Source organism: Empedobacter falsenii (assembly GCF_019308355.1).
In the GTDB taxonomy this organism is placed as follows: Bacteria; Bacteroidota; Bacteroidia; order Flavobacteriales; family Weeksellaceae; genus Empedobacter; species Empedobacter falsenii_B.
In genome coordinates this window covers 1-23,210 of record NZ_JAAGKM010000002.1, presented here as the reverse complement: position 1 = coordinate 23,210, position 23,210 = coordinate 1, and the positions used below count along the sequence as shown (strand labels likewise).

Below are 23,210 nucleotides of genomic sequence, written 5' to 3'. Positions count from 1 at the left end.
CTATCAAATCATTAAAAATAATCTTATAAAAGTTAGATCAATTATTAAATTGATAATTATTTATGATATTAATGCGAATAATTTAAAAATAAAAAGCATTAATCTTTTTAACAGTATTTTTTTGAATCGAAAAAATGTTTAGATTTGTATTTAGCAAATAACACAAGAATGTCTGACTATAAATTAATTCTACCTTCTATGGGAGAAGGTGTAATGGAAGCTACTGTAACAAATTGGATCAAAAATATTGGTGATTCGATTAGTGAAGATGAATCGGTTGTAGAAATCGCAACAGATAAAGTAGATTCTGATGTTCCTTCGCCAGTTGCAGGAGTTTTAAAAGAAATCTTAGTTCCGGTAGATGGAATTGCAAAAGTAGGTGAGCCTATCGCAATTTTGTCTGTTGATGGAGTTGTAGAACAAGCTGATTCGGTAGAAGAAGTAGATACAAGTAGCGATCAGGAAATTGCAGATGCAGCAAAATCTATCGAAGCTGAAGTTGCAACAATCAAAACTGAAACGGTTATTACTTCGTCTGATGATAAATTTTATTCTCCTTTAGTAAAATCTATTGCGAAAGAAGAAGGTGTTTCTCAGGCTGAGTTAGATCAAATTTCAGGTTCTGGAAAAGACGGACGTGTAACGAAAGATGATATTTTGAATTTCGTTAAAAATAGAGGAAATCAACCAGCGAAATCTGTTGCTACGACTTCTGTTGCTGCACCAGTTGCTCAAGCTCAAGCACCACAAGTGCAATCTGCGCCTATTTCTGTTGGTGAAGGTGATGAAATCATCGAAATGGATAGAATGCGTAAGATTATTGCGCAAAATATGCTACAAGCAAAACAAATTGCTCCTCATGTAACGTCTTTCGTAGAAGTTGATATGACGAATATTGTGTTATGGAGAGATAAGAATAAAAATGAGTTTCAGAAGAAACATGGTGAGAAAATTACCTTCATGCCAATTTTTATCGAAGCTGTAGCAAAAGCAATTCAAGATTTCCCAATGATTAATGTTTCTGTTGATGGAGATAAAATTATCAAGAAGAAAAATATTAATATTGGAATGGCAGCAGCTTTACCAAGTGGAAATTTAATTGTTCCTGTTATCAAAAATGCAGATCAATTTAATTTAGCAGGTTTAGCTTCTCAGGTAAATGATTTAGCAAACCGTGCGCGTAATAATAAATTGAAACCAGTAGAAATTCAAGGAGGAACGTATACAATTACAAATATTGGTTCTTTTGGAAATACATTAGGAACGCCAATTATTCCTCAACCTCAAGTAGCTATTTTGGCTGTTGGTGCAATTGTGAAAAAACCTGCTGTTATCGAAACTCCACAAGGAGATATGATTGCAATTCGTCATAAAATGTACTTATCTCATGCTTACGATCACCGTGTTGTGGATGGAGCTTTAGGAGGTATGTTTGTAAAACGTGTTGCCGAATATCTAGAGGCTTTCGATATGAATACGCCTGTGTAAGAGTAAAATAATACTAGATATAAAAAATCCAACTAATTTTAGTTGGATTTTTTTCGTTTAAATTTATAAGTAAGCATTACACCGCCTTTGTAAAGCAGCCACTCCCCACTTTTATTAAATGATTGCGCAGAATCATATCGTCCGAAATTAGGAGAATCTTCTTTATAATATCCTTTGTAATTTCCTTGAGAGTGTCCTCCACCAACAAAAACATCTAATCCCCAATGTTCGTTAATTTTTACTTGATAACCTATTGTAGCTCCTGTTAAGATTGCTACTCCACGTTGATATTTATCAGTGTTCCAATAATTCCATTTTTGAATATCAAAGAAACCAACTCCAATGTTTGGACCTATATAAAATTTACTAAAAGATTTATCAAAGTAATATCTACCTTCACCAAAAGCCATATACATTTGTAAATGATTACCTGCAAATGATTTCCAAGGAGAGATAAAACCGTCAGCTTGTAAAGTTATTCTATCTGTGATTGCATGTTCAACACCAAGATTTACCATTGCAAGTGGCATTGTTAACGCATTAACTTTTATTTGTGTTTCTCTTTTTTGAGCAAAGATTGTGGCGGGAAATAACAACCAAATTAATTTATTCATTCGTAATTTTTATCAGTTTACTAGGCTAAGGTAAAAAAAGCAGTTTATTTATATGTTAATTCAAGCTTTTTTATAACTTTACTTAACATTTAAGTACATTATGGCACCAATCATATCAATCCTAATAATATTTTTGATTTTCGGAATTTTTGTTTCGATATTCTTTGTTATTGCGGTATCTGATGCGAAAGTCAGAGAGAAAAATGAACAACATACGCTGAAAAGTTTACCAGATCAGGTAGACCTAAAAGCTGTTGTGCGTTACAATATTGGTCGTCCGCAAGGAAGATTTCTTAAAATGAAATCTTTTCAAGGAAGTGGTGTGTTGTATGCGCAAGGAGAACAATTAATCTTCAAAGATATTTTGGGTAATGAAGATCATATTTTTGATCTAAAAACATGTAAATTATCTTGGGTTGAGAACAAGATAAATGGGATTACAAATGCTTTTAAAGTTGCCGATCACGAAGCGATTATCTTCTTTTATACTGATAAAGGAGTCTTTATTTTTAATGCGATTGAAGAAAATGCCTCGACTTCAGATTTATATATTCGTTTGAAAGAATTGCGTAAAAGCATTAGAACTAAAAAAGCTGAGTCGGCAAGTGAATAGTTAATCCTGCTCGGAAACCGCTCATATCTTTAAAATCTTTATTTTCTCTAAACTCGAAAGAATAACCAGCATTTAACTCTACAATGCTCAAAACTGCGATACCAGCTTTTGGAGTAATTGTCCACGGAGAAACTTCAGTACGGATAACATAAAAAGCGGAGTTAAAGTTAGAGCTATATGGATCACCAGTATTGTTGCGAAAATTGAACATATATCCAGCTCCAACTTCTGGAATTACACGAAATTTGTCTTTCATATAACCCAAATTAGCATTGGCGCTAAACGTCAAAATATTGTTATTATCTTGTACTAAGAACAAATCTGTTCCAACTTTTCCGTAATTTCCGTTCCAATATTCATAACCAAGATTAATTGTAAAATAATCGGTTAAATTTTGTTGTGCTTTCGCTTGAAAACTAATGATAAAAACAAAGATTGCGATGAACTTTTTCATGTGATAAAATTAATGAATTATTTAGCTTTCTCCCAAAAAATAAATTTTCATCATCATTAATGATTTTTTATTTCAAATTGAAAGGTATATTTACTCCAATTGAAAATTGAAAACCTTTGATAGGTTTAAAACTATCTTTTTCATTAATCTTAAAACCATATCCAAAACCAAAATCTACAAAAGAAGCTAATGAAATACCAGCTTTTGGAGTAATTGTATAAGGTGTAAATTCACTTTCTACAAATGGAAAAATATACATCAACTGGCTCGCGGCAACATATCCTGTAATGCCAACTTCAGGAATTACGTGAAAATTATCTCGCATATATCCCATATTAGCATTTGCGTATAATTTAAAATCAACCATATTATCACCTAAGCCGAAAAGAAAAAATAAACCTGCTTTACCAAAGTTTCCAGATTGATTAGAGTTGCTTAAGGTTGGTCCCCATAGAACTTCTTTTGGATAAGAAAAAGAACTAAACAAAAGAAAGAGTGAAAGAATAATTATTTTTAATAAACATGGGATAGTTTTTCGTTAAACAATTTTAATGTAAAGATAAATAGCTACAACTTATCTTGTTGTAGCTATTTATAATGATTTATTAAAATTTAAAATCGACTCAAAATTTTAATCCATCGTGAATCCTTTTGTATAGATTCGTCCGTAATAATCTGCAAATTTAATTGACACGCGACCTTTATAATTTTTTAAGATTTTTTCGATATCGTCTTGTGAACTTACATTTTTATCATTGATTGATAAGATGATAAATTCTTCTTGAACACCTGCTGCCGCTAATTTTCCTGCATTATCTAGATGTTTTACCATGACACCATAATTAATTCCGAAACTATCTTTTTGACGTTCTGTTAATGGCTCAAATTCTGCACCAAGAACTTCAGTTGGCGTTAAGTCAGATTTGCTTCTCACTTTAGTGCTTCCTTTAGCATCTTTCAATGTGATGTTGTATGTTTTCTCAGAGTTTCCACGTCTTACAGTAAGTGCAACATTGTCACCAGGACGTTTGCTACCTACGATGAATGATAACGACGAGAAAGATGTAATTGGTTTTCCATCTACAGCTGTAATGATGTCTCCTTCTTCGATTCCAGAATCAATTGCAGATCCTTTCGCAACCAATTCAGTTACCATTACTCCATTATCGGTTTTAATATTTTTCTTGAATTGTTTGTTGTATTGTTTTACAGCATCTTCATTCGATAAATCAAAACCTTTGATACCTAAATATCCACGTTGTACAATTCCGTACGATTTAATATCCTCAACAACTTTTTTCACCAAGTTTGCAGGAACAGCAAATCCGTAACCAGAATAAGCTCCTGTTGGTGAAGAAATAGCTGTATTAATACCAATTAAATCTCCGTTTGCATTTACCAAAGCACCACCAGAGTTTCCTGGATTAATCGCTGCATCGGTTTGAATAAACGATTCGATTGGTGATTCAGAATTTTTACCTAAAATATTAATGCTACGACCTTTTGCCGAAACAATACCTGCTGTAACAGTAGAAGTCAGTCCGAATGGATTACCAACTGCTAAAACCCAATCTCCAACATTAATGGCATCAGAATCGACAAATTTTGTGAATGGTAAACCTTTTTCACTAATTTTCAATAAGGCAATATCTGTACTTGGATCAGTTCCAACTAATTCAGCAATATAACTTTTTTGATTGTTCAAAGTCACTTCAATTTTAGAAGCACCTTGTATCACGTGATTATTTGTAACAATGTAACCATCTTGTGAAATAATTACACCAGAACCCATTCCAGATGGTTGATCTTGATCTGGTTGCTGTTGTCTTCCTCTTTGTTGTTGTTCTGGTTGCCCGAAAAAGAAATCAAAAGGATCAAAGAATTGCTGTTGTTGTTGCTGTCTTTGATTCGAATAATTTTTGATACTCACAACCGTATGTACTGCTTTGTTAGATGCCTGCACAAAATTTGGCGCATCATATCCATAATTTCCTTTATAATCTACAAATTCAAAGTCTCCGTTTTTCTGATTACTCGCATTTGTAATAAATGGATTACTTCCATTTTCGTTCATCAAATAAAAACCTCCCATAGTTGTCATAGAGCTCACTAATCCAACTAATAAGTATCCTGTATATTTTTTCATCTTTATTATATAAGTTTTTAATGTTTTAGATTAAATCAAATTTAAGACCAAAATTTTAACATTTCAAACCGTTTAACGCATGTTAACACTATATTATAAATCTTTTATAACATTAGTTAAGAGTGATAAAAATGTCTTTACTTTGTTTAAAATTAAAGAAGTTGAAATTAAAATTTTATAAATATCAAGGAGCTGGGAATGACTTTGTCATGATTGATGATCGAGAAAAAACGTTTCCAATCTCTACAGAATTGATTAATAGGCTATGTGATCGTAATTTTGGGATTGGAGCTGATGGTTTGATTTTGTTACAAAATGATGAAAATTCAGACTTCAGAATGGTGTATTTCAATTCGGATGGAAAGGAAAGTACAATGTGCGGAAACGGAGGACGTTGTATTATTCGATTTGCAAATGATTTGGATGTAGCTAATGACAAAATGACATTTAATGCGATTGATGGTTTGCATCATGGTGTCGTAGATCAAGAAGTTATTCGTTTACAGATGATTGATGTAAATGAAGTAGAAGATCACGACAAATATTTATTTATGAACACAGGTTCGCCGCATCACGTAGAATTTGTGGAGAATGTAAAAGATGTTAATGTTTATAAAAAAGGAAAAGCGATTCGTAATGGAGCGCCCTATTTTGAGAAAGGTTCTAATGTAAATTTTGTTGAAGTTATGCCAGATAATAGTCTTACGATACGTACATATGAACGTGGAGTAGAGGACGAAACCTTGGCTTGCGGAACAGGAATTACAGCTGCTGCGATTTCTGCTTATGTTAAAAATTTGGTAGACAAAAAAGATATCAAAGTAAAAGCAATGGGAGGAGATTTATCTGTAAATTTTGAAGAAAATAATCATAACTTTGTCAATGTTTGGTTAAATGGACCAGCAGTAAAAGTTTTTGAAGGTGAAATTGAAATTTAATTCAATCCAATGAAAAAATTAAATTTAGTATTAATATTAATCTGTTCATTCGTATTTGTAGGATGTACATTTATAGACGGTTTCAAAGGAAATGCAACCAAAGATGGTTATATCTATATTTCTCGTGGAGCTAAATTTGAGCAAGTTTTAGATTCTTTAAAACCATTTTTGAAGGATGAAAAATTGTTCAAACAATATGCAGAAGATGCAGATTATCCAGCAACGATAAAATCTGGAAAATATAAAATCTCAAGCTCAGATTCTAACCGCGATATTATTGATCGTTTGCAAGGAGGAGAGCAAGAAGAAGTGAAGCTTCGTATCAAAAATGAACCAACAATTTACCATTTGGCGGGATCAGTTTCCAAACAAATTGATATGGATTCTATCGAAGTTTTGACAGCTATTCGTGATTTTGTGAAAGAAAAAAACGATACAACGTTAAACGACGAAACGGTAAAGCAATATTTCATTCCAGAAACGTATTTCGTGTATTGGGGATTAACACCAGAAAAATTTGTTGATAAAATGGTAGCGCAACACGACAAAGTATGGAATGCAGAACGTTTAGCAAAAGCAAAAGCGCTTAACATGACACCTTTACAAGTTACAACATTAGCATCTATTGTTCAATTAGAATCGTCTGATAATATGGATGAACAACAAAAGGTTGCACGAGCATATATGAATCGTTTGGCAAAAGATATGCGTTTAGAAGCCGATCCAACTTCTATTTATGCATATAAAATGGAAAATGGTTGGGATCAAAAAGTGCAACGTGTGTACAAAAAATGGACGTGGTCGTCGAATGCGTACAACACTTATCGTAACAAAGGTTTGCCACCAGCACCAATTTGTTTACCAAATTTAGGAGCAATTGATGCGGTTTTATCACCAGCAAATCACGATTTTATTTTCTTTGTTGCAGATCCTAAAAAACCAGGTTATCACATTTATACCAACGATTATCAGGAACATTTGAAAAATGCTGAGAATTATAGAAATTGGTTAAAAGAGAATAATATTAAATAGTTGTATCTTTAGCTAAACCAATTTTAGCGATGAAACAACCAAATTATACAAAAAGAGAATTCCTAAAACTACTTGGTACAGGTAGTTTAGGGATTTTTTTTATGTCTTTTTATTCGTTTGATGATTTTTTGGATGATGATTTAATAATCTTGACAAAAGATGATGAAAAGTATAATCAATACCGAAAATCATTCAATAAAAGAATTGAGAAATTTCCTAAGATTATAGCAGTTTGTAAATCAGAAACTGGAATAAAAAAAGCAATTGCATTAGCAAACGAAAAGAAACTAAAAATTGCAATTCGAAGTGGAGGGCATAGTTTTGAAGGTTTTTCGAATGTTGATAACGGATTGTTGATTCATCTTGGACTGATGAACAAAATTACGTGGTTGCAAGAGAATAAAGTGAAATTACAACCAGCTTGTTTATTGCAGGAAATTTATGCTAATTTTTTACCTAAGAAAAGAATTATTCCAGCTGGATCATGTGGAACTGTGGCTATTGGTGGTTTGACTTTGGGCGGTGGCTATGGTTTTTTTAGCCGAAAATATGGGTTGACCTGTGATAATCTGCTTCGTGTAAAAATGATCGATTACAAAGGAAATACAATCGACTCTGATAAAGATCCCGATTTACTTTGGGCGTGTAAAGGCGGCGGAAATGGAAATTTTGGCGTTGTAACGGAATTACATTTCAAAACTTATCCAGTCCCACAATCTTTCAGCGGATATCGTATGAAGTTTACAAATCTAACATCAGATAAATTTGTCAAATTAATTCGACTTTGGTTCCAAGCAACGGAAAAATTACCTAAAGAAGCTTTTTCTGCTTTTGTGTTGAATGGAAAGTTTTTGACCATTTTATTTACCAATTTTGCAGTAAATCAAACAGATTTTGAGAAAATATTTTCGAGTTTAATTCCACTAGCGAATGATTACAAACCGATGAAAAATAGAAATCTGGCTGCTGCGCTCGAAAATTATTATGGCGTAACAGAACCAATTTATTTCAAAAATTCTTCAGCTGGTTTGTACACAGGAATTGAAGATATAGAAAAAGGTTTGGAAGATATTTTTGCAAAAGTTGTTGCTTCTAAAGGAATGATTTATCAGATCAATACTTTGGGTGGAAAAATCAATGAAGTCAAAGCTTCAGATTCTGCTTATCCGCATCGTGATATTAATTATTTAAGCGAATTACAAGCGTATTGGGATTTGCCTTCGCAAGAAGAAAAGTTGACAAAATCATTTGAAGAAGTACAACAATTGTTAAGAAATCTTGGAAATGTGAAACAATACCGAAATTATCCGGATATTAATTTTCCTGATGCAAATAATGCTTATTTCGGAAATAATTTGGTTCGATTGCAAAAGTTGAAAAAGAAATATGATCCAAATAATTTGTTTGATTATCCACAAGTGATTAAATAATAAAAGCCCTTCTATAGAAGGGCTTTTACTATTTAATTCATTTATTTTAGAACTTATATCGTAAACTCACGATAAAATATCTTCCCAAAACATTTTTAGTTGTAGTCGATATGTAGTTATCATTAAATCCATTCGAAACAATTACGTTGTTTCCTAATAAATTTCCACCTGTAAGAGTCAAATAAGTTTTCTTCGCAATATTGTATCGTGCAGAAGCATTCCACTCTTTTGCTGTGTTTATTTCTACTCCATCACGGTATTGTAAGCGATAAGAGAAATCGGTCTGAACTAATAATTTACTTGTAGCGGACCAAGCAGCTTCCCCGTATGGACGCCAGTTCGTAAATTTCTGTTCAGATAATGATTGATATTTACTTAGGTTTAAATTAACCCCAGCCTTCAATTCAAATTTCTTTTTGAATGTAAAAGAGTTTTCTAAATTATAAGTTTGATTAAAACTCTTGTTGTTAACATTGTTTAATTGATCATTTGTTACAACCCCATTTTTGTATTCAATATTTCGTGTAATGGTATAATAATTAGAAGTAGAAATATTACCTGTTAATCGTGCATTGTACCATTTAGCAAAACGCTTCCCAATCATGAAATATCCTGAATAAGTTTCTTGATTATTACCAGAATTAATTAAGGTATTGAACTGATAGTTATTTACAATTGTATCGTTTCCAGAGATGATAAAATCACGGTTTAGAACAGATTGTGTTTGTATACTTTTTTCTTGTAATGTATAACTCAAATTCGCAAAAATATTAAAGAATGTGAATGAGTTAAAATGACTAAAATTAAGACTTGCTGTATGTGTCAAAGCTTGTCTTAAGTTTCTATTTCCATAGAAAATCGATTGATAACTTTGAATGGTATACGAGTCATTAAAATCTTTTGTGTACGGATAGCTATAGTTTTGTGTATAACTAGCGCGAACACTTGTTGCATTGTTGAACTTGTATTGCAAATTTAGGTGAGGTAAAAATTTCGTTTCCGAACGATTTAATTTTTCACCATCTTGGTATTTCGATTTCTCATTAAAGAACGAAACTCCAGCTCCCGCATCTACTTGAAAGTTTCCTAATTTTTTTGTCAACGTTACATCAGCAAAAGTCTCGTTGTAATCTAAATCTGTATTACTGATTAATGAATTATCATTCATTAATTTTTGGAAATCATAGATTTTATTCTCAAAATCTTGTGTACTGAAATTTGTTCCAACTTTCACTTTAAGGTTAGATGTATTTGTCAACAAGTGATTGTAGATTCCATATAATTGAACAGTATTCAAAACAAAGTTTTGATCTTGATTGATATTATATTGATTATTTACTTGAGATAAATTTTTGAACAAATTAAAAGATGAGAACGGATTTGCTGTTGATAAAACATTGTAATCTGGTGTGTCTTTTTGATATTGATGACGGAAATATAAACCAACATTATCATCGCGACCAACTTTGCGGATATAAGATAAAGTTTGTGATAAAGAGTAATTCTTTTGTTCAGAATTTACATTTCTAAAACTATTTTTTTGATCATTATAATAACTATTAACCAATTGCTCGTTTTCGCTATCTAAATAATTAAAGTTTAAGCGATACTTAATTTGTCCTTTATCATTCGGATTATAATCTAAACGCAAACGCGACATTCCCATCAAAATATTGCTCTTATTTTGTTCCTGATCGACAGTTGTATAAGGTGTTTCGATGTTGTTGTAATAACGTTCTGATTTAGAATTGTAACGAATGTTATTTGTATTAAGTAAACCAAACCCAGAGATTTTTAGTTTCTTATTTGGTTCAACACCAAAATGCACAGCACCATTATAGGTATTCATACTCGGCGCATCATTTTTTGTCATTAAGTTTAGATTGTTCGAATTTCCTCTTAATGAATAGATACTTCCTTCAGAATTAAATTCAGAGTACCCACCAAAGAAGCTCATATAATCATCTTGATCAAAAACTTGTTTCCCGAATGTATTAAAATCATTGATTAATGTCCCGTCTGTTTTTTCTGAGAAATAGAAAATCTTTGCTTGTGCATCTGTATGTTTGTCCGCATCTCCACCTAGTGTTACATTACCAAATGCAAGACGTTTCATATCATCTTTTAGTTCGATGTTTAACGAGAATTGTTCGTCATCTTCTTGTAATGAAGAAGCAAAAGGATTTGATTTAAACTTCGTGTTTAATTGTATTTTAGAAACCGCATCCGAAGGTAAATTTTTGTTCAATAATTTTTCGTTACCACCCAAAACTTCACGTCCACCAACTGTTACTTGCGACATTGGTTTACCTTTGTACATTACCTTACCATTCTGAACTTCAATTCCAGGTAATTTTTTAAGAATATCTTCTAATGTTTCCTCGTTTCCAACTTTGAAAGAATCTGCATCAAACTCAATTGTATCACCTTTTACTTTGATTGCTTGTTGAGCTTTTACAATTGTTTCTTTTAAGGAAATTTCTTTTCCTTGTTTAAGCTTTATTTTTTTGTTGACATTTTCAGTCAAATCAACATTCTCAACATATGTTTCGTAACCAGCTTGCTCAATTTCGATGTCATATTTTTGTCCACAAGGCAATTTGAATTCAAATTCACCCATATTACTTGTAAAAACAAAACCTTTGCCTTCGTTTTTACTATCAAAAATAGAGACAGAAGCGTCTGTAACAGGAATTCCAGCATCATTTGCAACAGATCCTTTTAATTTACATTCTTGCGCAAACGAGATTTGAGCTGCAGAAGTAAATAAAATTAGATAGAGTAATTTCTTCATATGTATTTTTTAGTTGATGACTCAAATAGAGTTTTTTGTAAAACACATCTGTTTATGTGTTAGAAACAGATGTGTTTTTATATGTTTTGAATGAATTATTTAGTGTCTAGACCTCCATTCATTTGTTCTTGCATTTTTTTCTGAATATCCATTACGATTTTCATAAATTGATCTTGTGTTACAACTTCTCCTTTTGTAGGTAAAGCAATTTTCAATTCTTTTTCAGAAATTTTTAAATCTTTCAATGTGTAAATTAATTTGGCTCCATTTGCCTCAAACTCAGCTTTTATAATCAAACCTGGCAATCCAGCTAAAGAAGTTGGTCCATCTTTTACAGGGATTTCTGGAGCATACCATGCTGTCACAGGAATAGAATCCATCATAACGCCTTCTGCTTTTGTCGCTTTGTAACCAGCTATATCAGTTTTTTCACGTGAGATTTTCCATTTAAAATCTGGAATTTGATCTTTAATCAAATATTGTTTTACACCCATATCAACTTCTTTGTAATACAAATTTGGAGTTACAGTAAAGTCTTTATAAGTTGGTTTATTATCCATAGCAGCCATTTGTTGAGCGATTATTCCTAATCCACCTTGTCCATTATTGACTTTTTCTTCTAATGTGAAAGTAGAATACTTAGAATTACTTTTAAAGAAATACGTCATAAAAATTCCTGCATCAATTTCGGCTTTTAGCATTCCTCCAACTTGAGCTCTGTACGCTTCTGGAATAGTTTTCATGGTTTTTTCGTAATCCATTTTAACTTCCATTACATAAGTTGCATCGATATTTAGTGTTTTATTGTCTTGTGCTATAGAAACTGTAGTTGTGACAATTCCTAAGGCAAATGTTAAGATTGCTTTCTTCATAATTGTTGTATTTGTCTAATTAGTCTGCTTTTGTAGACTAATGTTACAGATATTTTTTGAATTTATTCTAAAAAATAAAATGTCATTCAAAAAGTTAAGTATTTTCAAATGACATTTTTATCTAGCGATTTATTTTTTTTTATAATAAATACGTCGAGACATTTCCTCCTTTTTTGATAAAATCTTCTTTCAATTCATCAAAAAGTTCTTGGTTAATAGCCTTTGTTGTTCCTTCTAAAATATATGTCGTATAACCTAATGCCAAAGCATCTTTTGCTGTATAATACACACAATAATCAGCCGCTAAACCGCATATGTATACACTTGTTACATTATGATCTTTCAAGAATCCATTTAGCCCTGTTGGATTCTTTTTATTCACATCAAAAAAAGCACTATACGAATCAACTTCTGGATTCATACCTTTTCGGATGATTGCACTTATTTTATTTTGCTTGATATCTTTGTGTATTTCAGCTCCTTTAGTGCCTTGTACACAATGATCTGGCCACAAAACTTGACGATTTCCACCTAATTCGATTACATCAAAAGGTTGTTTATCTGTGTGTTGCGAAGCAAAACTTTTGTGATTTGCCGGATGCCAATCTTGTGTTGCCACAACAACATCATACTTTTCTTGCAATTTATTTATGCGTTCGATAATTTTATCTCCATCATTCACAGCCAACGAACCTCCTGGTAAAAAATCGTACTGCATATCTACGATGATTAAAGCTTTCATAGTATTTTATTTCTTAAGATTAATTTAGAATTAAATATAAGTTTTATAATATGAAATTGAACCAATTTTTATGAAAATTAATCGAATTTTAAGAAACCTTAATCTCGTTTATTTACGCCAGAATTTCTCATTTCTTCGAAACGTGAGCGTTGTTCTTGCATCAATTTATCAAATTCTGTTTGCGAAATAGCACCTTTATCTTTTGGTTTTTCGATTGGTTTTGTATTTGTTGATGTTTTGATATCTGTCAAAGAAATAATTTTAGAACCTTTAAACATTCCTCTGTTAATCTCTGTTTGTACTTCTGCAATCAAACCTGGTAATCCCCAATAATTTTCTGGACCAGTTTTATATTTCAAAGTTGGAATGTACCAAACTGTTGTCTGAACGCTATCAATAATAGCAGTTGCTTTTTTGGCTTCGTTTCCTAAAATTGTTTTCGTTTCACGCGTTAATTTCCAATCAAAATTTTGCAAAGAATCTTTTACAACATAGTTTTTTCCCATCATACTTTGCTCTTTTAAAAGCAAATGATTTGTACTATTTTTATAAATATTATCTCCATTCATCGACATCATTCGCATTCCGCCTCCACGTGGACCCCTTATTCCTTGACTTTGATCGTTTGATATTTTTTCAACCATTTTATACAAAGATTCATCTCCCAAAATAGTCAACTTAGCTTCTTGCGGCTCCTGAATATTTTTCTTGAATTGCTCTTGCATTTCTTTTGGCATCGTACGTCCATTGCCACCTCCCGGAGGTTGAAACGTAAAATCGTCTGGCAAAATAATACGCGTTGTGTACGAAATTTCTACTTTTTCTTGTTGCGCAAAGGCAGAAAAACTAAATAGAAAAATAAAAACTGAAATTATTTTTTTCATTTTAAATGTGATTATAGCTCTTAGACAAGAAATAGTATAAAATGTTTAATGAAGGATGAAAATATTTTCTTTAATCCTTACTAACACCTTCAGAGCTCATCTGTTTTAGCCTTTCCATTGCTTTTTCACTTAACGCTTTATATTCTTCGTTGGTGATTGTATTTTTATCTTTTGGCTTTTCAATTGGTTTTAGATTTGGGACTTCTTTGACTTCTGTTGCACGAATAGTACTACTTTCGATTCCTTTATTTTTTGAGTTTTTGATTTCTACTTCTAATATCAAACCAGGCAAACCATTATAAATTCCAGGTCCATCTTTTATCGCAATACTTGGAGCATACCATGCGATTACAGTTGTTGTACTATCCACAATTGCTGTTGCTTTTTTGACATCAAAACCAATTAATTTCTTTGTTTCACGCGTCAGTTGCCATTTGTATTCGGTTAATTTATCTTTTATTGTATAAGTTTTGTCAAATGATTTTACACTTTTCAAATAATCTTTTGTAGTTAAATTTTTGAATAAACCATTTCCTGAATCTCCAAAACTCATCGAAACTCTCATTCCATTTCCTCCTTGTTGATTATCTATTTTTTCGACTTTTTTATAAGATGATTCGTTTTCATTGATTGTTAAGATAAAATCTTTTGGCTCTTGCATATTCTTAATCATGTCATTGTAAACATCAGTCGGAATTGTACTTTCTTTACCATTTGTAGAAAATTTTACAGAACCTTTAAATTCTTCTGCATTTACTTTTACAATCTCTTGATAATTCACTTCAAGCTTTTGTGCAAAAGAAATAGTGGTAAGTAGAACGAAATAAGTAAATAATGTAACTATTTTTTTCATTGTAGTTTGATTTGTTCTACAATGATAGTAATATTTTTATATTCTACAATAATAGAATTAAAAATTTATAGAAATTTTAAGAAATGATTTAATATTTGAAGACAGATTATTTTAAATCCTTAAAGTACTGACGTTTTTGTATGAAATACTGAAATGGCAATAATTCTTTATCTGAATAATTTTTGATTTGATGTTGTTGACGTTTTTTATACATTTTTATAAAACCAAAATAAAAATGCATATGTGATAAGAAAACAGCCCAAACATGTGGAAGTCCTTGTTTTGGTAAAAAGGCAACAGCAGCAATTCCATCCATAGAAAGACGAGTGAAAAGCATCGGAAAAAGTTTGTTTGTAGGTAGATTTTTAAGCATCATCCACAAACTATTTCGGTAATTTAGATACCATTTTTTTGGATTGGATTTATCCAAAGTTGCACCGCCCAAATGATAAACAGTTGATTCTCCACAATAATAAATTTTTCGCCCAGCATTGTTTAATCGCCAACACAAATCGATTTCTTCCATGTGTGCAAAGAATTCTTCGTCAAAACCATTTTGTTCAAAGAAATCTTTTTTTCGGATGAATAAGCTTGCGCCAGTTGCCCAAAAAATTTGTGTGGAATCATTATATTGTCCGTTATCTTTTTCTAAAGTTGAAAAAACACGTCCGCGACAAAATGGATAACCAAACTTATCGATGAAACCTCCTCCGGCACCAGCATATTCAAAATATTCTTTGTTTTTGTAGTCTAATATTTTGGGTTGAATAGCCGCAATATCAGAATTATTATCGAATAACTTTTCAATTGGTTCTATCCAATTCTCAGTTACTTCGACATCCGAATTTAATAAACAGAAATATTCTACATCAATTTGTTTTAAACCTTCGTTATAGCCTTGTGCAAAACCATAATTTCCTTTGTTCTGAATGATTTTGACAGAAGGAAACTGAGTTGTCAACAATTCGATTGAATTGTCAGTCGACGCATTATCAATTACATAAATTGTTGCATTTTTAGAATTGTTAATAACTGAAGGTAAAAATTGAGGCAATAATTTTTCGCCATTCCAATTTAGGATTGCAATTGCTGTTTTCATGAATATTTAAAATTACAAATCGGCATATTTCCAACGTTTGTGGCTCCAAAGCCAATTATCTGGATGTTGTTGAATGGTTTGTTCTAAATGATGAAAAAATTGATGAACAATTTCATTTTCTTCAAATTTTTCTTGTTGAGGTTGTAGTCGAATAAAAGTTGTGTGATAATGACCGCGTTTTATTTTTTCGGTTTGACAAAAGACAACAGCCATATCTTTGCGGCGTGCAATTTTATCAAAACCATTAAAAACAGGCGTTCTCTGATTCAGGAAATCAATAAAATAGTGAACAGCCGATTGTTTTGGACTTTGATCTGCGACAAATAAATAGGCTAATTCTCCATCATTTGGAGCTTTCATCATAAAACGCAACACATCTTTCATATCTAACGCTTTTGTTCCGAAACGACCACGCATTGCATTGATTTTATCGTTCCAAAAAGGATTTCTAATTTTATGGTAGACAGCTGCACTTTCTTTTGTTGGTAAATGTTTTACCGTTCCAATAAACCATTCCCAATTGAAAATATGCCCACACATCATCATGACATCTCGTTTTTCATTTTTTATTTCATTAAAAACGTCGAGATTAGAATATGTAAATCGTTTGTCCAATTCTTCTTGAGAAATAGAAAAACTTTTTAAAGTTTCAACTAAATAATCACAAAAATTTGCATAAAATTTCTTGTGAATTACTTTGATTTCTTCCTGAGATTTTTCGGGAAAAGAGTTTTCTAAATTTGTTCTAATGACACGTCTTCTATAACCAATAACTGTGTATAGCAGAAAGAACAGAAAATCCGAGAATTTGTATAAAACCGAAAGAGGTAAACGTGAAATTTGATAAATTATGAAATAAAAAATGCTATTCATTTGACAAACAAATAAGCGACAAATTTACGAATTAAATTTGTTCGTTGCTTGCCAAATTGCATCTTTCGGAACTGGAGCTACAATTGTCATTTCTTCTTTTTTGACAGGATGTTCAAATGTAATGCGATGAGCGTGCAAACAAATGCTTCCGTCAGGATTAGAACGTTTAGCGCCGTATTTCAAATCGCCTTTGATAGGAGAACCAACAGAAGAAAGTTGCGCGCGAATTTGATGTGAACGACCTGTAAATAACTTCACTTCGACACAATGAAAAGAATCTAAAGCGCCTAAATAAGTGTATTCTAAAATTGCTTTTTTTGCATCAGCAGTAGGTTTAGAATAAACTGTTGTTTTATTATTTTTAGGATTTTTCTTTAGATAATGTTCTAAACGTTCAAAATCTTTTGGCGGTTTGCTTTGTACAATAGCACGGTAAACTTTGTCAATATTTCGTTTCTGAAACATTTCGTTCATTCGTGTTAAAGCTTTCGAAGTTTTAGCAAAAATCAACACACCAGAAGTTGGACGATCCAAGCGATGCACCAACCCTAAGAAAACATTTCCAGGTTTGTTATCGCGTTCTTTTATATAGTCCTTTAGACTATCGATAAGTGGAATGTCGCCTGTTTCGTCTCCTTGTGCTAATTCACCCGCTTTTTTGTTGATGATTAACAAATGATTATCTTCGAATAAAATTTCTGGATTCATAAGTGAGTTTTGAGTGGTGAGATAAAAGTTTTGAGTTAGAATTTCCTCAAGTTGTTATTGAAAAACTCACTACTCAAAACTTATTACTCATGACTTATTTAATATTGTTCATTAACATTTGGGAAATCGCCCGATTTTACATCAGCAACATATTGTCCAACAGCTTGATGAATTTGATCTTCTAAGTTTAAATATTTGCGAACAAATTTTGGTTTGAATTCGTTGTTTAATCCCAACATATCATGTACAACTAAAACTTGTCCGTCGCAACCAGCTCCTGCTCCAATTCCAATTGTAGGGATATTAACAGAGGCTGTTACTTTAGCAGCTAAATCAGCTGGAATTTTTTCCATTACTAATGAAAAACATCCTAATTCTTCTAATAATTTAGCATCGCTAATTAATTTTTCTGCTTCCGCATCTTCTTTTGCACGTACTTTATATGAACCAAATTGGTAAATAGATTGTGGCGTAAGACCTAAGTGTCCCATAACAGGAATACCAGCATTTACGATACGACGAATAGATTCTTCGATTTCTTTCCCTCCTTCTAATTTGATTGCATGTGCACCAGATTCTTTCATGATTCGAACTGAAGATTCTAAGGCTTTTTGCGGATCAGATTGATAAGTTCCGAAAGGTAAATCAACTACAACTAAAGCGCGTTTTGCTCCACGAACGACACATTGTGCATGGTATATCATTTGATCCAAAGTAATTGGCAAAGTAGTTTCGTGACCAGCCATTACATTAGCCGCAGAATCACCAACTAAAATAACTTCAGTTCCAGCCGCATCTACAAGCGAAGCGATTGTAAAATCGTAAGCCGTTAACATCGAAATTTTTTCTCCGGTAAATTTCATGTTACGCACAGTTTCGGTAGTGATACGTTTGATTTCTTTATTTACAGACATTACGTTTATATTTTTAACTTTTGTAAAGTTAATTTGAATATTAAAACAGAACTAATTTTGACTGATATTTTTTACAGTTTGACAAATGAAGAACAAGATAAACGGTTCGTTGAAAATGAAATAACAATTTTTACAATTTTATAAACGTAAATATACTTGTCTATTTGCTCATTTTTAGTAAATTGGTGTACGAATTGAGAGAATTTTACTAAATTTGTTCTCTTAAACTAATTTTAAATAACCATAAATGAAAATAGCAATAGTGGGAACAGGCTACGTTGGTCTGTCTAACGCGATTTTATTGGCTCAGCATAATGAGGTAGTGGCGTTAGATGTTGTTCCAGAAAAGATTGCAATGCTCAATGCAAAAAAATCTCCAATTGAAGATAAAGAAATTATAGATTTTTTGCAGAATAAGGAGCTTAATTTTCTTGCGACTTTAGACAAAGAAACTGCCTATACAAATGCAGAATATGTAATCGTCGCAACACCTACTGATTATGATCCGAAAACAAACTATTTTAACACATCAAGTGTAGAGTCGGTTGTGCAGGATGTTAAGGAATATAATTCGAATGCAATAATCATTATTAAATCGACTGTTCCTGTTGGTTTTGTAGAGGACTTAAAATTAAGATTAGATTATCAAAACATTCTATTTTCTCCTGAATTTTTGAGAGAAGGAAAAGCCTTATACGACAATTTGTATCCATCAAGAATTATTATTGGTGAGCAAAGCGAAAGAGCAGAAGTTTTTGCTAATTTTTTGAAAGAAGGAGCAATTAAGAAAGATATTCCAACGTTGTTTACACATTCAACAGAAGCAGAAGCAATCAAATTATTTTCGAATACCTATTTAGCATTGCGTGTCGCTTATTTTAATGAGTTAGATAGCTATGCACAAACTTTCAACTTGGATAGCAAGCAAATTATCGAAGGAGTTGGTTTGGATCCTCGTATCGGTTCACATTACAACAATCCATCATTTGGTTATGGTGGATATTGTTTGCCAAAAGATACGAAGCAATTATTGGCTAATTATGATGCAGTTCCGAATAATATTATTCAAGCAATTGTTGATGCAAACAGAACGCGAAAAGATTTTATTGCAGATTCTATCATCGCAAAAAATCCTAAAAAAGTTGGTGTTTACCGCTTAATTATGAAATCAGGTTCGGATAATTTTAGAGCATCTGCGATTCAAGGAGTAATGAAACGAATCAAAGCAAAAGGAATTGAAGTGGTGGTTTATGAACCAGTTCTGAAAGAAGATTCTTTCTTTGGATCAAAAGTGGTGAATGATTTTGAAGCTTTTAAACAAGAATGTGATGTGATTATCTCGAATCGAAATGCACCTGAATTAGCTGATGTGAAAGAGAAAGTTTATACGCGCGATTTGTTTGGAAACGATTAAAAATAACAACTAAAATACTATGAAAACTATTTTAATTACAGGTGGGGCTGGATTTATCGGATCTCACGTTGTAAGAGAATTTGTCTTGAAATATCCTGAAACGAAGATTATCAACCTTGATGCGTTGACATATGCAGGAAATTTAGAGAATTTGAAAGATATCGAAAGTAAATCAAATTACGAATTCGTAAAAGCTGATATTACGGATGCAAAACATATTTTAGAGGTTTTTGAAAAGCATCAACCAGATGGTGTTATTCATTTAGCTGCCGAATCTCACGTGGATCGTTCAATAACAAATCCGTTAGATTTTGTGATGACAAATGTGATTGGTACAGTGAATTTGTTGAATGCTGCAAAAGCGATTTGGAACAATAATTTCGAAGGAAAGCGTTTTCATCATGTTTCGACAGATGAGGTTTTTGGAGCTTTAGGAGATGAAGGGTTTTTTACAGAAGAAACGTCTTATGATCCGCATTCACCATATTCGGCATCAAAAGCATCTTCAGATCATTTTGTGAGAGCATATCATGATACGTACGGTTTACCAATTGTGATGACGAATTGCTCAAACAATTACGGACCAAATCATTTCCCAGAAAAATTAATTCCGTTATGTATTCATAATATTCTGAATGGAAATCCACTTCCAATTTATGGAGATGGAAAATATACGCGCGATTGGTTATTTGTGATCGATCATGCCAAAGCGATTGATTTAGTTTTCCATGAAGGAAAAAATGGAGGTTCTTACAATGTAGGAGGTTTCAACGAATGGAAAAATATCGATTTGGTAAAAGAATTGTGTAAACAAATGGACGAAAAATTGGGTAAAGAAGCGGGAACTTCAGAACAATTAATCACATTTGTGAAAGATCGTCCAGGTCACGATTTGCGTTATGCAATTGATGCGACTAAAATCAACGAAGAATTAGGCTGGAAACCAAGTGTGACGTTTGAGCAAGGTTTGAGTCTAACTATCGATTGGTTTTTATCAAACAAAGAATGGCTAGACAATGTGACGTCTGGTGATTACCAAAATTATTACGAAAAACAATATAATTAAATAGTTTTAGGTTCTGAAAAAAGAACCTAAAATTTTAAACAACCTAAATTTATTTATTTTATGAGTTTGAACTCAGAAACAAATCAAAATTGGTCACAAGTTATTGAGTCGAAATCATCATTGTATTCTTTAAACTTAAAAGAAGTTTGGAGATATAGAGATTTGGTTTATATGCTTGTTAAACGAGATTTTGTAACTTCTTTTAAACAAACTATCTTAGGACCTTTGTGGTTTTTTATCAATCCAATATTCACGACAATTATGTATGTGATTGTATTTGGAAATATTGCAAATCTATCAACAGATGGTGCACCGCAAATTCCTTTTTATTTATCAGGAGTTATTTTATGGAATTATTTTTCTTCTTGTTTAAATAATACTTCGAATGTCTTTAGAGGAAATGCCTCTATTTTTGGGAAAGTTTATTTTCCACGTTTGGTAATGCCTTTAGCAATCGTAACGTCCAACTTGATGCAGTTTGCTGTACAATTTTGTCTTTTCTTAGGTTTTTTAATCTATTATTTGATTGTAGACCAGAATGTTCATCCTAATTTATGGGTGTTGGCAACACCATTTTTAATTATTTTGATGGCTGCATTTGCGATGGGAACAGGAATGATTTTTTCTTCTATGACGACAAAATATAAAGATTTGTCTATGCTTTTAAGTTTTGGAGTTTCTTTATATATGTATGTTACGCCTGTGGTATACCCAGTATCATCTATTCCAGAAAAATACAGATGGATTGCAGATATCAATCCTTTGACAGGAATTTTCGAATGTTTTAAATATGCGTATTTGGGTGTTGGAGATTTTAATGCAGGAATGTTAACATATTCAACAGCTGTTATTTTTGTTATTCTTATGATAGGTACGATTATCTTCAATAAGGTAGAGAAATCATTTATGGATACTGTTTAATTTTTAAGAATTTAATTATGTCAAAAAATATAGTTTTAGATGTTGAAAATGTTTCAAAACAGTATCGTTTAGGTGAGGTCGGAACTGGGACATTGCAACATGATATCAAACGTTGGTGGGCAAATGTAAGAGGGAAAGAAGATCCATATCTTAAGATTGGAGAAACCAATGATCGTACTCAAAAAGGAGATTCGGATTACGTTTGGGCATTAAAAGATATTAATTTTCAAGTAGAACAGGGGCAAGCTGTTGGGATTATTGGGCGAAATGGAGCAGGAAAATCAACATTGTTGAAATTACTTTCTCGAGTTACAAAGCCAACAACAGGGTCTATAAAATACAAAGGACGTATTGCTTCTTTGTTAGAAGTTGGTACAGGTTTCCATCCTGAAATGACAGGTCGTGAAAATATCTATTTGAATGGAGCAATTCTTGGAATGACGCGTAAAGAAATTACACGTAAGTTCGATGAAATTGTAGATTTTGCAGGAGTAGAACGTTATATCGATACGCCAGTTAAGCGTTATTCTTCGGGAATGTATGTTCGTTTAGCTTTTGCTGTTGCAGCACATTTGGAGTCAGAAATTCTGATTGTTGATGAGGTTCTTGCTGTTGGTGATGCCGAATTTCAAAAGAAATGTCTCGGTAAAATGGGAGATGTAACCAAAGGAGAAGGACGTACTATTTTGTTTGTAAGTCATAATATGGCTGCGATTCAAAACTTATGTGATTATGGAGCTTATATGGAGAATGGCACAATAAGATATTCTGGAGAAATACAGAAAACAATTGATTCATATTTATTAGGAAATAATGCTAATCTAAAAACAAAGAATCTTGTTAAAAAATTTAAGTCCGAATTTAAAACTAATATAAAATCTCTAAGTTTAATTGATGTTGACTCACAGTTAGAAAAAACATCTTTTAAGATGGGGGAGAAAATTAAATTAAGAATTGAGTTAGATATTCAAGAAAGTTTTAACGATTTAGGAATTAATGTTAGAATGAATGATGTATATGGAAACGGTATTGCTGCATGGAGAACTTCTGAAATGGGAATCGAATTAGATTCAACCTCTAAAATAATCGAATTAATTATTGACAAATTAAATGTTTTTGATGGGATTTATAACTTTTCATTATCCCTAAATAATGGATTATCAACAATAGATTTCTTAGATGGTATTATTTCAATAGAAATAATACCATCAGAATTACAGATTTTTGGAGGGAAATCTGTAAATAAATCATATAATTTAATTTATACACCTTGTGAATGGAAACAATATTAAAGAAGATTTATAGAAAGCTATTTTCTAACAAAAATGAAAAACAAGATTACATTATTGATACAA

General features: G+C 31.9%; 22 protein-coding genes. 9 read left to right on the top strand and 13 right to left on the bottom strand.

The genetic code is table 11. From position 1 onward, the window contains the following. Window positions 1–168: 168 nt before the first annotated feature. Window positions 169–1,488 carry a dihydrolipoamide acetyltransferase family protein gene (locus tag G0Q09_RS01515; RefSeq protein WP_219033760.1) on the top strand — a complete coding sequence of 440 codons (1,320 nt, stop codon included), beginning with the start codon at window positions 169–171 and terminating at the stop codon, window positions 1,486–1,488. A 38-nt stretch (window positions 1,489–1,526) separates the two neighbouring features. Here G0Q09_RS01515 and G0Q09_RS01510 read toward each other — a convergent pair whose 3' ends face one another. Next, window positions 1,527–2,102, bottom strand: a complete 576-nt coding sequence (locus G0Q09_RS01510) for a DUF3575 domain-containing protein (protein ID WP_219033759.1) — start codon at window positions 2,100–2,102, stop codon at window positions 1,527–1,529. 100 nt (window positions 2,103–2,202) lie between these two features. Between G0Q09_RS01510 and G0Q09_RS01505 the strand changes: the two genes are divergently transcribed. Continuing rightward, complete coding sequence (locus G0Q09_RS01505; RefSeq protein WP_219033758.1) at window positions 2,203–2,715, top strand: hypothetical protein; 513 nt, start codon at window positions 2,203–2,205, stop codon at window positions 2,713–2,715. Here G0Q09_RS01505 and G0Q09_RS01500 read toward each other — a convergent pair. From G0Q09_RS01500 to G0Q09_RS01490, 3 genes are all read right to left on the bottom strand, one after another. Continuing rightward, window positions 2,687–3,169 (bottom strand): hypothetical protein, encoded by a 483-nt coding sequence (locus tag G0Q09_RS01500; RefSeq protein ID WP_219033757.1) that lies wholly within the window; start codon window positions 3,167–3,169, stop codon window positions 2,687–2,689. The two genes, G0Q09_RS01505 and G0Q09_RS01500, sit on opposite strands and share 29 nt — an antisense overlap. 67 nt (window positions 3,170–3,236) lie before the next feature. Continuing rightward, window positions 3,237–3,656 carry a hypothetical protein gene (locus G0Q09_RS01495; RefSeq protein WP_219033756.1) on the bottom strand — a complete coding sequence of 140 codons (420 nt, stop codon included), beginning with the start codon at window positions 3,654–3,656 and terminating at the stop codon, window positions 3,237–3,239. 144 nt (window positions 3,657–3,800) lie between these two features. Further along, window positions 3,801–5,315, bottom strand: coding sequence for a Do family serine endopeptidase (locus tag G0Q09_RS01490; RefSeq protein WP_219033755.1), 1,515 nt, complete (start codon window positions 5,313–5,315; stop codon window positions 3,801–3,803). Between the two features lie 161 nt (window positions 5,316–5,476). Between G0Q09_RS01490 and dapF the strand changes: the two genes are divergently transcribed. The 3 genes from dapF to G0Q09_RS01475 are packed head-to-tail and all read left to right on the top strand — an operon-like array spanning window position 5,477 to window position 8,715. After that, window positions 5,477–6,253: a diaminopimelate epimerase gene (gene dapF / locus G0Q09_RS01485; RefSeq protein ID WP_257468007.1), complete on the top strand. Its 777-nt coding sequence runs from the start codon at window positions 5,477–5,479 to the stop codon at window positions 6,251–6,253. Window positions 6,254–6,262: 9 nt separating this feature from the next. Beyond that, complete coding sequence (gene mltG / locus G0Q09_RS01480) at window positions 6,263–7,285, top strand: endolytic transglycosylase MltG (protein WP_135835346.1); 1,023 nt, start codon at window positions 6,263–6,265, stop codon at window positions 7,283–7,285. 29 nt (window positions 7,286–7,314) lie between these two features. After that, window positions 7,315–8,715 (top strand): FAD-dependent oxidoreductase, encoded by a 1,401-nt coding sequence (locus tag G0Q09_RS01475; RefSeq protein WP_219033753.1) that lies wholly within the window; start codon window positions 7,315–7,317, stop codon window positions 8,713–8,715. A gap of 46 nt (window positions 8,716–8,761) precedes the next feature. Here the strand turns inward: G0Q09_RS01475 and G0Q09_RS01470 are convergent, their stop codons facing one another. The 9 genes from G0Q09_RS01470 to panB all read right to left on the bottom strand — a co-directional run bounded on the left by G0Q09_RS01470 (window position 8,762) and on the right by panB (window position 18,454). After that, window positions 8,762–11,509 (bottom strand): TonB-dependent receptor, encoded by a 2,748-nt coding sequence (locus G0Q09_RS01470; RefSeq protein WP_219033752.1) that lies wholly within the window; start codon window positions 11,507–11,509, stop codon window positions 8,762–8,764. 95 nt (window positions 11,510–11,604) lie between these two features. Next, complete coding sequence (locus G0Q09_RS01465; RefSeq protein WP_114998875.1) at window positions 11,605–12,381, bottom strand: GLPGLI family protein; 777 nt, start codon at window positions 12,379–12,381, stop codon at window positions 11,605–11,607. 139 nt (window positions 12,382–12,520) lie between these two features. Further along, window positions 12,521–13,123: a bifunctional nicotinamidase/pyrazinamidase gene (pncA, locus tag G0Q09_RS01460; protein ID WP_114998876.1), complete on the bottom strand. Its 603-nt coding sequence runs from the start codon at window positions 13,121–13,123 to the stop codon at window positions 12,521–12,523. Between the two features lie 98 nt (window positions 13,124–13,221). After that, complete coding sequence (locus G0Q09_RS01455; protein ID WP_219033751.1) at window positions 13,222–14,007, bottom strand: GLPGLI family protein; 786 nt, start codon at window positions 14,005–14,007, stop codon at window positions 13,222–13,224. Between the two features lie 70 nt (window positions 14,008–14,077). After that, window positions 14,078–14,860: a GLPGLI family protein gene (locus G0Q09_RS01450; protein ID WP_219033750.1), complete on the bottom strand. Its 783-nt coding sequence runs from the start codon at window positions 14,858–14,860 to the stop codon at window positions 14,078–14,080. A gap of 106 nt (window positions 14,861–14,966) precedes the next feature. Further along, the gene (locus G0Q09_RS01445; RefSeq protein WP_219033749.1) at window positions 14,967–15,959 is read right to left on the bottom strand and encodes a glycosyltransferase family 2 protein; all 993 of its coding nucleotides are present in this window, start codon (window positions 15,957–15,959) and stop codon (window positions 14,967–14,969) included. 12 nt (window positions 15,960–15,971) lie between these two features. Further along, the gene (locus G0Q09_RS01440) at window positions 15,972–16,832 is read right to left on the bottom strand and encodes a lysophospholipid acyltransferase family protein (protein WP_219033748.1); all 861 of its coding nucleotides are present in this window, start codon (window positions 16,830–16,832) and stop codon (window positions 15,972–15,974) included. Between the two features lie 24 nt (window positions 16,833–16,856). After that, a complete protein-coding gene (locus G0Q09_RS01435) occupies window positions 16,857–17,540 on the bottom strand; it encodes an RluA family pseudouridine synthase (protein ID WP_114998884.1) in 684 nt (227 codons plus the stop codon). Window positions 17,541–17,638: 98 nt separating this feature from the next. Continuing rightward, a complete protein-coding gene (gene panB, locus G0Q09_RS01430; protein WP_038331097.1) occupies window positions 17,639–18,454 on the bottom strand; it encodes a 3-methyl-2-oxobutanoate hydroxymethyltransferase in 816 nt (271 codons plus the stop codon). A 247-nt stretch (window positions 18,455–18,701) separates the two neighbouring features. Between panB and G0Q09_RS01425 the strand changes: the two genes are divergently transcribed. Genes G0Q09_RS01425 through G0Q09_RS01410 form a run of 4 tightly spaced genes read left to right on the top strand, consistent with a single transcriptional unit; the run spans window position 18,702 to window position 23,147 of the window. Then, window positions 18,702–19,868 (top strand): nucleotide sugar dehydrogenase, encoded by a 1,167-nt coding sequence (locus tag G0Q09_RS01425; protein ID WP_219033747.1) that lies wholly within the window; start codon window positions 18,702–18,704, stop codon window positions 19,866–19,868. A gap of 19 nt (window positions 19,869–19,887) precedes the next feature. Further along, window positions 19,888–20,934: a dTDP-glucose 4,6-dehydratase gene (rfbB, locus tag G0Q09_RS01420; RefSeq protein WP_219033746.1), complete on the top strand. Its 1,047-nt coding sequence runs from the start codon at window positions 19,888–19,890 to the stop codon at window positions 20,932–20,934. Window positions 20,935–20,994: 60 nt separating this feature from the next. Continuing rightward, window positions 20,995–21,855: an ABC transporter permease gene (locus tag G0Q09_RS01415; RefSeq protein WP_219033745.1), complete on the top strand. Its 861-nt coding sequence runs from the start codon at window positions 20,995–20,997 to the stop codon at window positions 21,853–21,855. A 17-nt stretch (window positions 21,856–21,872) separates the two neighbouring features. Next, window positions 21,873–23,147 (top strand): ABC transporter ATP-binding protein, encoded by a 1,275-nt coding sequence (locus G0Q09_RS01410; protein WP_219033744.1) that lies wholly within the window; start codon window positions 21,873–21,875, stop codon window positions 23,145–23,147. Window positions 23,148–23,210: the final 63 nt, after the last annotated feature.